This is a genomic window from Egibacteraceae bacterium (genome assembly GCA_040905805.1).
Taxonomy (GTDB): Bacteria; Actinomycetota; Nitriliruptoria; order Euzebyales; family Egibacteraceae; genus DATLGH01.
On the sequence record JBBDQS010000003.1, the window covers coordinates 33,440 to 46,074 of the forward strand.

The window sequence follows — 12,635 nt, forward strand, 5'->3', positions numbered from 1 at the left end:
ATTGCGTTTCACGCGGTGGGGAACAAGGGGGGGATGAGCACTCCTGCACCGACTTCCGAGTCGGACCACGGTGGCGTGCGCGACGAGCAGCTCCAGAGCGCGTTCCGCCAGTCCGTCGACGATGGGCAGACCAGGCTCGGGCGCAGCTGGCCCAACCTGCTCGCGACCGGGTTCATCGGCGGCATCGACATCGGCATCGGCGTCCTGGCCCTGCTCGTGGTCGAGGCGGAGACCGGGTCGCGGGTCCTGGGCGCGCTGGCGTTCGGCATCGGGTTCATCGCCTTGACGCTGGGTCGCAGCGAGCTGTTCACGGAGAACTTCCTCGTCCCGGTCGCGGCGGTGGTCGCCGGCCGGTCGACCCTGCGGTCCCTGCTGCGCCTGTGGGCCGGTACGGCCGTTGCCAACCTCCTCGGGGGCTACGTCGTCGCGAGCCTGATCATGGGTGCGCTCCCCGGTCTGCACGAGACGGCGGTGAAGGCGGCCCGCTTCTACCCCGAGCTCGGCATCGGCTGGACGTCGTTCTCCCTGGCCATGGTCGGTGGCATGGTCATCACCGTCATGACCTGGATGGAGCGGGGCAGCGAATCGGAGTTCGGCCGCATCGTGGCCGCGTTGGGGGCCGGATTCCTGCTGGCCGCAACCCCGCTCAACCACGTGATCGTGGTGTCCCTGGAGATGTTCGCCGCCTTGCAGGTCGGCGCGCCGTTCGGCTACGCGGCGTGGGCCGGGGTCGCGGCGTGGGCGGCGTTGGGCAACCTTGTCGGCGGCCTGCTGCTGGTCACGGTGCTGCGGCTCGTCCAGGTCGGCGGTGGCGAGATCTCCGACCAGCGCCGGCAGGCCGCGAAGGACACGCAGTCCGGGTCGGCGGGCCCGCGCTCTCGCTGAGCACGACGACCGCACGATGTGGCCGTGTGATGTGGCCGTGCCAGGTCACGGGATCACCGCGGCCGGTGGGGGTCCTTGCGCCGTTCGATGGCCAGCCCGATGACGGTGACGGCGACGGCCAGCAGCGCGAGGCTCGCCAGGAGCCACACCCGGCCCGCCGGTGCGGCCGGGTTGCCGGTGGCGTCGAGGATGAGGTAGCCGACGTAGCCGAGGTAGGCGGCGAGCAGCAGGATGCCCTCCCACCGGGCGACTGACAGGCCCAGGGCCAGCGCCGGCAGGGCGATGCACGTCACGAGCAGGGTGACGGGCAGGTCGGTCATGATCGCGCCGGTCGGGACGTCGATGCCGCCACCGGCCAGCGCCGACGCGCCGAGGACGGCCAGCAGGTTGAAGAGGTTCGACCCGATGATGTTGCCGACGGCGATGTCACGCTCGCCGCGGCGGGTCGCGATGACCGAGGTCGCGAGCTCCGGCAGGGAGGTGCCGGCGGCCACCACGGTCAGCCCGATGATCAGCTGGGACACCCCGAGGTCCTCAGCGATCGACGTGGCCCCCGACACCAGCAGCTGCGCGCCGAGGACCAGACCCACCAGGCCGATGCCCACGAGGCCGGCGGCGACGGGCCACGTGCGGCCTTCCCCGCTCGGCAGGGTACCGAACTCCTGCTCGAACTCCTCGGTCACCGCAGCCGGCTCGCGTCGACCCAGCAGGTAGGAGACCACGCTGTACACGACGATGCCGGCGACGAGCACCCCGCCCTCAAGGCTGCCGATCCTCCCGTCAGCGGCCAGCCACCAGACACCTACGGTCACGGCGAGCAGCAGCGGCACATCGACACGGACGAGCCGGCGGTGTACGACCAGGGCACCGACCGCCGCGGACACGCCGAGGATCGCCAGGACGTTGAAGATGTTCGACCCCACCGCGTTGCCGACCGCGACCTCGCCGCTGCCCGAGATGGCGTCACGGACGCTGACGGCGAGCTCCGGGGCGCTCGTGCCGTAGGCCACGACCGTCAGCCCGATGACGAGCGGGGACACGCCGGCGGTGGCGGCCAGGCGCGACGCGCCCCGCACGAGGGCCTCGGCGCCGACCACCAGGACGGCCATGCCGGCGAGCACCGCCCCGATCGCCAGCACACTCACCGCGGGCCCCCGACGCCGTCCCCCACCGCGAGCCAGGACTCCTGCATGTGGTCACTCCTCGCATGTGTCGGGTCACCGCTCGGCGCAACAGCAGCAGGAGGGTCAGCGGCGGCACCAGGAATACCACAGCAGCCGAGCACCGCCGGGTCGGGGGATACCGTCGGCGTCTCCGCTGGCGCTCCGGCGATTCCCATGGCCTCAGGCGGGGCCGACCAGGCCGGCGACGATGCGGGCGGACAGCAGCACCAGGGGCAGGCCACCGCCGGGGTGGGCGGACCCGCCGACGAGGAACAGCCCGGCCACGGGGGAGCGGTTGGCCGGACGCAGGAACGCCGCTCGCGGGCCGTGCGCGGCGGTGCCGTAGATGGCGCCCCCCACGGCCCGGGTGCGCAGGGCCAGCTCGGCGGGGGTCAGCACCCGTCGGGCGGTGATCCGGTCTCGGATGTCCAGGCCGCGGGCAGCGAGCAGACCGACGACGTGGTCGGCGTAGGCCCCGGCCATGCCGGGTGCGGCCCAGTCGACCTGATCGCTGCGGGGCGCGTTGGCCAGGACGAACCAGGCCTCCCCGCCGTCGGGGCGCACGGCCGGGTCCGCCGGTGCGGACACGTACAACGTGGGGTCGGCCACCGGACGGGGGTCGGGGCCGAACAGCGCGTCGAACTCCGCGTCGTAGTCGGCGGGGAACAGCACGCTGTGGTGGGCCAGGCCGGGGGTGCGTCCCCGCAGGGCCAGCAGCACGACGAAGCCCGACAGCGACATCGGGGCGCGCGCGATGCCCCGGCGCGCGCCCGCCGCCGCCGGGTCGCCGACGAGGTCGCCGTACAGGTGGGCGGCGTCGGTGTTGGCGACGACCACGTCGGCGGTCACGAGGGCCCCGTCGGCCAGTCGCACGCCGGTCACCCGCCCCCCGGCGGTCTCCACCGCGGTGACCGGGCAGCCCAGGCGCAGCGCCGCACCCCGCTCGACCGCCCGCGCGGCCAGGGCCTCCGCGATGCGGTACAGCCCGCCGGACACGTACCACGCGCCGAAGGCCTGCTCGACGTAGGGCACCACGGCCAGCGCAGCCGGCGCCCGCCGGGGGTCGGAGCCCGTGTAGGTCGCGTAGCGATCCAGGAGCATCCGCAGGCGCGGGTCGCGCAGGTAGCGCCGGCCGAGTCCGCGCAGCGTGCGGTGGGGCGCCACCGCCGCGAGGTCGCCAACCCGCACGGCCAGTCGCGCGAGGTCGCCGGCACCACCGAGGGCCCGTTCGAGGAACGGTTCGCGCACCGCGCCCCAGATGCGCGCCGCCCGGCCGAGGAACGCCGACCAGTCCGCCCCGGCGCCGGGGCCGAGCGCCTGGTCGAGGGCGGTGACCATCGCCGGCAGATGCCGGGTCGAGGTGAACCGGGTGCCGTCGGCGTAGCGGTAGGCGGCGATCGGCTCGACGGGCTCCAGGTCGAGCAGTCCGTCCATCGGGGTGCCCGTGGCCGCGAACGTGTTCGCGAGGACGTGGGGCATGGTGAGCAGCGATGGTCCGGTGTCGAACACGGCCCCGCCGAACGCCAGCCGACCGAGCTTGCCCCCGACGGCAGGCGCCTGCTCGCAGATGGTCACCGTGTGGCCGGCCGCCGCGCGCCGCGCCGCCGCCGCCGCCCCCCCCACCCCCGCCCCCCCCACCCCCGCCCCCACCACCGGCGGCCCTTCCACGTGAGCCGGCCGGCCGCATGCCGGCGCACGCTGGTGGCGGTCAGACCGGTGAGCGCCGCGACCGAGGCCGGGTGGGCGAGCGCGTCGGCGGCCCGTCCGCCCGTGCGCCGGGCGGCCATCACCCGGCCGGCCACCGCCGCTGCGTACCCGGTCAGGCCCGCCACGGCCAGCGGCCGGCGTCCCCGCGCCAGGCCGACCACCGCGGCAGCCGGTGGCAGCAGGTACAGCCAGGCCAGGAGCCCCACGGCCGCGGCGGCCCCCCGTGGCGAACCGAACGCCACCCACAGGCTCTTGGTGTACCCCTCGACCAGCGCCGGCCAGTCGGCGTACATCCGGCAGGTCGCCACATGGGTGCCGTCGGCGACCGTGGCGCGGTAGCCGGCGCGCTTGAACTCCCGCGCCAGCTCGAGGTCCTCCAGCACCCGGTCCCGCACGGCAGCGTGGCCACCGGCCGCGCGGTAGGCGGCGGCCCGGCAGGCCAGCACCTGGCCGTTGGCGGCAACCAGGCTCGGGGAGGCGCCGCGCTCGGCGAGCCGCAGCGGGAGGAACGCGAGCCACGACCACTGCAGCAGGGGCTGCACCAGGCGGGGACCGGCACCGTCGGCGAGCTGGCGCGGGTAGGGGCAGACGAGGTCGAGGTCGTGCGCGGCCAGCAGCCCGACGGTCGCGGCCAGCCCGCCGGGTGCGACACGGACGTCGGCGTCGACGAACACCAGCGTCTGACCCCGTGCGGCGGCGGCCAGCTGCGCGCAGGCGTGCGGCTTGCCGAGCCAGCCTGCCGGCAGCGGGGCGCCGGCGAGCACGCGCACGCGGGGATCGCCGGCGGCCACCTCGCGCACGGCCCCGGCGGTCCCGTCGGTCGACCCGTCGTCGAGGACCAGCAGCTCGACGTCGATCCCGGTGCTGGCCAGCAGCGAGCGCACGCACGGCCTGATGCGGTCGGCCTCGTTGCGGGCCGGGACCAGGACGCTCACCGCAGCCGCATCGATGACGGGCGCGCCGGTCACGGGGCCGTCCGCCGGCGGGCGCCGCAGCAGCCGCAGGTTGACTGCGACGTGGGCGGTGACCGCGGCCGCGCCCACTGTCGCCGACCAGACCAGGCGGCTCATCGCCGCCGCAGCGACCACAGCAGCGCCACGACAATCGCCCCCATCCCCACCCCGCCGAGCAGCGCCGACCCCGCCAGGCCGAAGAACGCGAGGTGGGCCAGGACCGAGGAGGCGTACACCCACAGGTACAGGGCGTAGAGCGGGCGGTCGTCGGGACGGGGCGCCCCGCGTGCGGGCACCCGCCACAGCACCGCCATCATGGCCACCGCGACCAGGGTCCAGCCGGCGAAGTTGGACAGCGGGATGCCGAGGATCGTCGGGCCGTCGGCCGCCCACACCCAGTGGCCGGCGTCGACCATCTGCGGGTCGAGGAACAGGTCCCAGCTGGCCAGCGCCCAACCGGCGACGAGCGGGCCGGCCCAGCGGTGGGTGGCGATCGTCCGCCCGACGACCAGCGCGGGGTAGGCCATCATCGTCCACGCCAGCGGGATCACCAGTGGCACGCCGGCCGGCTGGGGGCCGAGCGTGCCGGTGTAGGCGTAGGCCCCGAACGGCCAGCCGGTGCTCACACCCAAGGCCTCGACCGCGAAGCCCCCGCCGGCGGTGACGGCCACGAGCGCCGCGGTCCAGCCCCGGCCCCGCCAGACCACGGCGTGGGTGATCGAAGCCGTGAAGAAGACCACGACGGTCACGACCGTGAGGCGGTTGCGCGCCGTGCCCTCCACCAGCGGATAGACCACGTGCAGCGCGACCACCGCGGCGGCCAGCCCCACCGGCAGGGCACGGGCCAGCCGACCCGTGACGGTCGGGCGCGCCGCGAGCGCGGCTGGCGCGCTCACTGCCGGTGCTCACCCCCCGCGGGATGGCGGGTCATGGCCGCCGCCCGCAGTCCCGCACGTGCCGCAAGCCCGCGCAGCCGGTCGGGCACCCAGGCCGGCGCGGTCGCGGCCGTGCGGTCGGCGAGCACCACCTTGGCCGCCGTCCGACCGCTCGCCCCGAACACCCCGCCGCCGGGGTGCGTCGACGCCCCCGTGAGGTACAGCCCCGCCAGCGGCGTGCGGTAGCCGGCGAGCTCGGGCAGCGGCCGCCACCCGAACATCTGGTTCAGGCTCATCTCGACGTGCATGACGTTGCCGCGCCGCAGGCCGAGCTCGCGCTCGAGATCCAGCGGCGTCTGGACGTGGACGTGCTCGACGCCGGCCGCGAACCCGGGGGCGACGGCGTCGACCGCGGCGATCAGCTTGGCCCCCTCGCGCTCGGCGATGGTGTCCCAGCGCTCGCCGTTGGACAGCTCGTAGGGATGCCATTGGCCCCACACGGAGATGTTGTGCTTGCCCGGTGGGGCGATCGTGTCGTCGAAGGCCGAGAACGTCATGGCGAGGACCGCGGGCCGGTCGGGCGGCAGGCCGGCGTTGAACTGGCCGTGGGCGTGCCGCAGGAACTGGCGGGAGGGGGCGATCAGCTGGAGTGCCCGCCATTCGGCGCCGCCGATGCTGCCCGGGTACGCGGGCAGGGCGGAGGCCCCCAGGCGCACGACCATGCCGATGCCGTTGCCCACACGCACGGTGCGCCGGGCCCGGTCGGCGCAGCGCATCCAAGCCGCGCCGGCGCCGTCGCCGACGAGGTCGACCGCGGTCAGCACGTGGCAGCCGGCCACGACCGCGGCGGCCTCGACGCGCTCGCCGGAGGTGGTGCGCACCCCGGCGGTGGCCTCGCCGTGGACGAGGATCTCCGCGGCGCCGTCGCCGAGGCGCAGCGTCCCACCGAGGGCCTCGAACCGTCGGGCGAGGGCGACCGACAGCATCCCGCTGCCGCCCCTGGGATGGCCGGGAGCGACGCGGTGCAGCATGGTGTTCCAGCCGACCAGGTCGGCGGTGGCGACCTCGTGGGTCGGCGGACCCGACTGCGCACCGAGCCACGCCAGGGCGGTCTTGAGACGCTCGTCGTCGAAGTGCTCGTCCAGCAGCGCGTCCCCCGAGCCCAGGAACTGGCGGGACAGCTCCATGCCGTCGACGGCAGGCCCGCCCGTCGCCCGACTGCTCGCCTTGCCGACGGCCCACAGGTGCCGCCCGAGGTTGGCACCGCTGGGCGGTGCCTGGAACGCGTCGAAGACCCGGACGTTGCGCTCGCCCCAGTCGACCGCGAAGCGCCGGTACGCCTCGGCGTCCCGGCCCCCGCACATGGCCTCGATCGACGAGCAGGTCGCGTCGAGGTCGACCGAGAAGACCAGCGCCTGCTCCCCGAACGGCGCGAACCCCCACGGGTCGAGGTCGTCGTACTCGAGGCCCATCGCCGCGAGGTCGAGATCCTCGACGATGCCGGTGTGGCGCACCATGATGTGGGCGCTGGAGCCCACGTCCATCCGGTAGCCCGGGAAACGCTCCACGGTCGCGACCGCGCCACCGACCATGTCGCGCTGCTCGACCACCTCGACATCGAGGCCGTCGCGGGCGAGGTAGCACGCCGCCACCAGCGCGTTGTGCCCGGCTCCGACCACCACGACGTCGCGCATGCCCGCAGTGTATGGCCGGTCAGGCGGCGGCCGGGTCCCGGCCGTCGACCGTGCCGGTGGTCTGCAGGACGCGGAACCGCGCGAAGCACTCCTCGGCGTACCAGCCTTCCGTCGCGGTGCGGGTCACGGCGCCGCGGTGGGCGGCGCCGGCGTAGGCGTAGGCGGTCAGCGCCCGCTCCTGGTCCCAGAGGCTGAACGTGCCCTGCAGACCGATCGGCGCCTCGCCGATGCCGACGGCGAGGCGCAACCCCCGGGCGTCCTGCACGGCGGCGGACACGGGCGGCACCGCCCGCCAGAACGTCCGGGCCTTGGCGGCGGTGAGCCGCGCGCGGGTGATGGCGGCGACGGGCCCGACGTCACCGCCCGCGGCCAGGGGCCGGAACGGCTGGCGACCCGACCACGTTCCGCGAACCCGCACCGGAAGGAGGTCGGCGCGCCACCGCTCGTCCGCGATCCGACGCCACGCCGCCGCCACCGGCGACGTGCGTTCGAAGGTGACGAGATCGCCGGGATCAGACCACACCGCCAGCAGGCCCCAGCGGCGCAGGTCGGCGTCGCGGACGGTGAAGGTGCGCCCGTCGCCGGTTCCGAGCAGCTTCCAGAAGCGGCAGCCGGGCGTGGCAGCCAGGTGGCGCCGGTCAAGGGCCATGCGGGCCAGCGCGGCGGGGACCCGCGAGGTGCCGACGCCGAACAGGTGCATGGTCACCAGCGGGGGGGCGGCGGTCAGGTACGCGCCGGCGGGCTGCCACGGGCTCACCGGCGAGCCACCGTTCGCCACCGGCAGGAGCCGCTACGGCGCAGGCAGGGCGACCAGCGTCGCGCGGTCGCTATCGCCGTCGGCGGCGACGAACAGCCCGCCGGGACCCTGGATGGAGGCGCTGACCGTGATGGTGCCGGCGCCGGTCGCGGAGAACGTGAACGTGGCGTCGCCATCGGCGTCGGGCTCCACGGTCTGCTCGGCGGGGCTGGCGCCCTCCACCGCGACGGTGACCGTGCAGCGGCGGGAGTTGAAGAAGCGCACCTGCTCACCCTCCGTCGCGCAGCGGTCGGGTGTGACGGGGCGACCGAACTGGTCGAGGACCGTGGCGGTGGCCGTGACAGTCTCGCCGACCGGGATCGTCGGGCCCGGCACGTCGGTGAGGTCGACCGCCGCCGGCACGGCCAGGAAGCGCAGCAGGCGCACCGCGAAGGAGGCGGCATGGTCGCGGCGGGTGGACAAGGCCGGCCGGAAGGTGCCGTCGTCGAAGCCGCTCACGAGGCCCGCGGCAGCGGCCTGGTCGATGGTGGTCGCGTGGACGCTGGTGGGCGCGACATCGGAGAACACCGCGGAGGCGCCGGACCAGGTCGAGGCCTGGGCGCCCTCGGGGGGCAACCCGAGGAACGCGATGGTCGCCGCCCGGTCGAGCAGCGAGGCCATCTGGTCGCGACGCGTGGACAGGGCCGGCCCGAACTGGTCAGCGGGGAGGCCCAGTGGCCCACCGGTGACGATCCCGAGCGCGGCCAGGCGCCTGATGTTCTCGCGGTGCGGGTTGTTCTCCCCGACGTCGGTGAACTGCGTGCCCTCCTCGGCGGGTGGCAGCACGAGCCCCGCCGCGTCCAGCGTGCGGGCGATCAACGACGCCATCTGGTCGCGCCGCACCGGCAGGTGGGGCGCGAAGCGGCCATCGTCCAGGCCGGTGACGATGTCGAAGGCGTCCGCGCAGTCCACGTTGCGCACGTGCGCGGGGGCGATGGCGTCGCGGTCGGTGAAGTCGGCCTCGGGCACGGACACCGGGCAGGCATCCGCCGGGTCGAACCCGCTCGTCTGACCGTGGGCCGTGACCGGTAGGAGCGCCGCGACCACCGCCGTGAGCACCAGCACGGCGGCCGTTCGTGCGACGACCGCTCGGGACCGCGCGCAAGCATCCATCCGTGTGACCTCCCGCCTGTCGATTCCCGCCTTTGGACGTCCCCGGCCGGCGGGCCGGCCACGATCGCCTCCGGGATTCTAGCGCCGAGCGGCACCCGTGGAGGCAGCGTCAGCCCTTGACCGAGCCTGCGGTCAGGCCACGGACGAAGAACCGCTGCAACGAGAAGAACACGATCATCGGCACCGTCATCGTGACGAACGCGCCCGCGGTCAGCAGGTGCCAGTCCTGGCCCTGGCTGCCCACGAGGTTGGCGAGGTTCAAGGTGACGACCTCCACGTCGCTCTGCCCGCCGAGGAACACGAGGGCGACGAGCAGATCGTTCCACACCCACAGGAACTGGAAGATGGCGTACGCGGCGAGCGCGGGGATCGACAGGGGGATGATCAGGCGCCAGAAGGACTGGAAGTGGCTCGCGCCGTCCACCTTGGCCGACTCGATGACCTCGCGCGGCAGCGATCCCATGTAGTTGCGGAACAGGTACACCGCCAGCGGCATCCCAAAGCCCGCATGGGCGAGCCAGACCGCGAGGAAGGTGCCGTTCCAGCCGAGGATGTTGTACACCCGGAACAGCGGCACGAACGCCACCTGCAGCGGCACCACCAGGAGGCCGACGAAGACGACGAAGATCACCTCACGGCCCCGGAACTCCATCCACGAGAAGGCGTAGGCGGCGAACGCCGCGATCGTGATCGGGATGACGGTCGCGGGAATCGCCACGACGAGGCTGTTGATGAACGCGTTGCCCATCCCGCCGCCGAAGATCACCTGGTCGTAGTTCTCCAGGGTCCACTGCGTGTAGTCCAGCGGACTCAGCAACACCGTCCACCACCCGCTGGTCGAGACCGCCTCGCCGGTCCGCAACGAGGAGATCAGCAGGCCGATGGTCGGCACCGTCCACGCCAGGATGATCAGGAAGAGCGCGAGCCGGACCAGCAGCTTGCCGCGGCCCGTCGCCGGCGCACCACCGGTCGTGATGCCGGACCCGGCCACCTCGACAGGCTCCTTGTCTTTGACGACCGGCGTGGGCGTCACCTGGCTCATCGGACCGCCTCCTCCTGTCGGAACCTGCGGACGTTGATGACCATGAACGGGATCGTCGCGACGATCAGGAAGACGACCAGCACGGCAGCCTGCCCGAACTGGCCGAAGGTGAACAGCTGCTTGATGAACAGGTTCGCGATCACCTCCGTCCCGAAGTTGCCGTTGGTCATGACGAAGACGATGTCGAACACCTTCAGGACCAGGATCAGGATCGTCGTGCCGACGACGACGACGGTGGACTTGATCTGTGGCAGCACGACGCGCCAGAACACCTGCGACTCCGACGCGCCGTCGATGCGCGCGGCTTCGAGGGTGTCCCCGGGGACGTTCTTGATGGCGGCGGACAGCAGCACCATCGCGAAGCCCGCCTGGAGCCACACCATGATGAACATGAGCGCGAAGTCGTTGAAGCGGGTGTCCTGCAACCAGGGGATGGGGTCGCCGCCGAACGCCGTCCAGACCGCGTTCAGCACACCGATCTGCGCGGTGCCCGGCACGCGCCAGGCGTAGACGAACAACCAGATGGTGCTGGCACCGACGAAGCTGATCGCCATGGGCAGGAAGATCATGGACTTGGAGACGTTCTCCCAGCGGGCGGTCAGCTTGTCGGCGAGCACCGCGACGGCGAGGCCGATGGCCACGGAGACGGCGGGCACGAACACGATCCAGAGGAGGTTGTTCCAGATCGCGCTGCGCACCGACTGGTCGGTCAGCAGGAACTCGTAGTTGTCCAACCCGACGAAGTCCACGGAGTTGGGTCCCTGGAAGCTGCGGCGGAAGGTGTCCAGCGCGGGAAAGAGCAGGAACAGCCCGACGACGAGCAGGGCAGGCCCCACGAAGACGTACGGTTTCAGCCGCTGCTCGACCCGTTCGGGCAGGCGCTCCACGGCGGCGTTCAGCAGCCAGAAGAGCACCATCACCCCGCCGACCCCGACCAGGATGGCCGTTGCGACGCTGACGATCTGGCTCATCGGATCCTCCCCGGAGGTACCAACGGGGCGGCCACCACCCCCCCCCCCCCCCGACGCGTCACCTGCGACTGCCGGTCACTCCTCCTCCTGCTCTTCCCCCTCCTCGGGCCAGGCAGCGTCGATGTTCTGCAACGTCGTGTCGAGGTCCTGTGAGCCGCTCACCCATGCGACCACTTCCTCCCAGAACGCGCCCGCGCCGACCTGGCCGGGCATCTGGTCGGAACCGTCGAAGCGGGCGACGTCGGCGCTGGCGAAGATCTCGCCCTGGGCGGCCAGTCCCTCGTCGGGGTAGGAGGCGCTGTCGAAGTCGGTGCGAACCGACAGCGAACCGGCGCCTTCGTGGCCCATCCACGCCTCCTGGCCCTCGGCCGACACGAGGAACTCGACGAACTCGACAGCAGTCGGGTTGTCGGTGTGGATGGCGGCGAGGTCGCCGGCGAACAGCGCCGGGTTCTCCTCCCCGGTCCCCGGCAGGTAGGCCACGTCGTAGTCGGTGCCCAGCTCGGCGTCCGGCGGGAAGTTGCCGGCGATGAACCCGGCCTGGCGGTGCAGGAAGCACCCGGCAGGATCCTGGAACATGGGTGCGTTGGCGTCACCGAACGGTGTCTGCAGGATGCCGGTGGTGCCCCCGAGGACGAACTCCTCGTTCATCCAGATGGTCTCCAGCTCCTCGAACGCCTCGCGGACCTCGGGCGAGTCGAACATGATCTCGTGGTTGACCCACTGGTCGTAGACGTCCGCGCCGTGCAGCCGCAGCATGATGTCCTCGATCCAGTCGGTGGCGACCCAGCCGGTGGCGTCGGCGCTCTCGATGCCGATGCACCAGGGCGCGCGCGTCGTGTCCTCTTCCGTGTCGGTGGCGATCGTCTCGGTGAGTGTGAGCAGCTCGTCCCATGTCTGGGGCACCTCGTAGCCGGCCTCCTCGAAGTCGTCGGCCGGATACCACAGCAGGCTCTTCAGGCCGAGCTTGACCACCACGCCGTGCACGGCGTCATCGAAGGTGCCCGCGGTCAGCATGCCATCCACGAGCTCACTCTCGAGGGTGGCCACGTCCACGCCCGCGTCCTCCAGCGGGATGGAGTCGTCCTGCACGCGCTGCAGCAAGCCGGGCTGGGGGTACAGCCCGACGTCGGGGGGGTTGCCACCCTGCACCCGGGTCAGGACCACGGTCTCGAAGTTGGGGGAGGCCTCGACCTGCACGGTGTTGCCCGTCGCCTCCTCGAAGGCGTCCACGGCCTGCTGCAGCGCCGCCTGCTCCTCCTCGCCGCTGATGCCGTGCAGGAGGCTGACGGACCCGGCCCCGCCGTCACCCCCGTCGTCTCCGTCTCCGCCGCAGGCCGCGGCCGCGAGGGCTATCGAGATGAGCAGGACGGCGAATCGGAATGTGGGCCTTGCGGTGAGGGTCACGTGATCTCCTATGCGCCTGGCCTGCACCC

The 12,635-nt window shown here is 73.1% G+C and carries 11 protein-coding genes; 1 reads left to right on the forward strand and 10 read right to left on the reverse strand.

Going from position 1 to position 12,635, the window contains the following annotated elements; translation table 11 throughout:
• The first annotated feature begins 33 nt into the window (after window positions 1-33).
• Window positions 34-885, forward strand: a complete 852-nt coding sequence (locus WD250_00885) for a formate/nitrite transporter family protein (GenBank protein ID MEX2618749.1) — start codon at window positions 34-36, stop codon at window positions 883-885.
• A 53-nt stretch (window positions 886-938) separates the two neighbouring features.
• Here the strand turns inward: WD250_00885 and WD250_00890 are convergent, their stop codons facing one another.
• From WD250_00890 to WD250_00935, 10 genes are all read right to left on the reverse strand, one after another.
• The gene (locus WD250_00890) at window positions 939-2,030 is read right to left on the reverse strand and encodes a calcium/sodium antiporter (protein ID MEX2618750.1); all 1,092 of its coding nucleotides are present in this window, start codon (window positions 2,028-2,030) and stop codon (window positions 939-941) included.
• 198 nt (window positions 2,031-2,228) lie between these two features.
• Window positions 2,229-3,698, reverse strand: coding sequence for a phytoene desaturase family protein (crtI, locus tag WD250_00895; protein ID MEX2618751.1), 1,470 nt, complete (start codon window positions 3,696-3,698; stop codon window positions 2,229-2,231).
• On the reverse strand, window positions 3,620-4,825 hold the full coding sequence (locus WD250_00900) for a glycosyltransferase family 2 protein (protein ID MEX2618752.1): 1,206 nt from the start codon (window positions 4,823-4,825) through the stop codon (window positions 3,620-3,622). Before WD250_00900 ends, crtI begins: the two co-directional genes overlap by 79 nt.
• A complete protein-coding gene (locus WD250_00905) occupies window positions 4,822-5,604 on the reverse strand; it encodes a carotenoid biosynthesis protein (GenBank protein ID MEX2618753.1) in 783 nt (260 codons plus the stop codon). Before WD250_00905 ends, WD250_00900 begins: the two co-directional genes overlap by 4 nt.
• Entirely contained in the window at window positions 5,601-7,277 is a 1,677-nt protein-coding gene (locus tag WD250_00910) for an NAD(P)/FAD-dependent oxidoreductase (GenBank protein ID MEX2618754.1), read from the reverse strand. Before WD250_00910 ends, WD250_00905 begins: the two co-directional genes overlap by 4 nt.
• A gap of 19 nt (window positions 7,278-7,296) precedes the next feature.
• On the reverse strand, window positions 7,297-8,034 hold the full coding sequence (locus tag WD250_00915) for a hypothetical protein (protein MEX2618755.1): 738 nt from the start codon (window positions 8,032-8,034) through the stop codon (window positions 7,297-7,299).
• 33 nt (window positions 8,035-8,067) lie between these two features.
• The gene (locus WD250_00920) at window positions 8,068-9,138 is read right to left on the reverse strand and encodes an S-layer homology domain-containing protein (protein ID MEX2618756.1); all 1,071 of its coding nucleotides are present in this window, start codon (window positions 9,136-9,138) and stop codon (window positions 8,068-8,070) included.
• Window positions 9,139-9,295: 157 nt separating this feature from the next.
• On the reverse strand, window positions 9,296-10,228 hold the full coding sequence (locus tag WD250_00925; protein ID MEX2618757.1) for a carbohydrate ABC transporter permease: 933 nt from the start codon (window positions 10,226-10,228) through the stop codon (window positions 9,296-9,298).
• Entirely contained in the window at window positions 10,225-11,199 is a 975-nt protein-coding gene (locus WD250_00930; GenBank protein ID MEX2618758.1) for a sugar ABC transporter permease, read from the reverse strand. The genes WD250_00925 and WD250_00930 overlap by 4 nt, the downstream gene beginning before the upstream one ends.
• A gap of 75 nt (window positions 11,200-11,274) precedes the next feature.
• Entirely contained in the window at window positions 11,275-12,606 is a 1,332-nt protein-coding gene (locus WD250_00935) for an ABC transporter substrate-binding protein (GenBank protein MEX2618759.1), read from the reverse strand.
• Window positions 12,607-12,635: the final 29 nt, after the last annotated feature.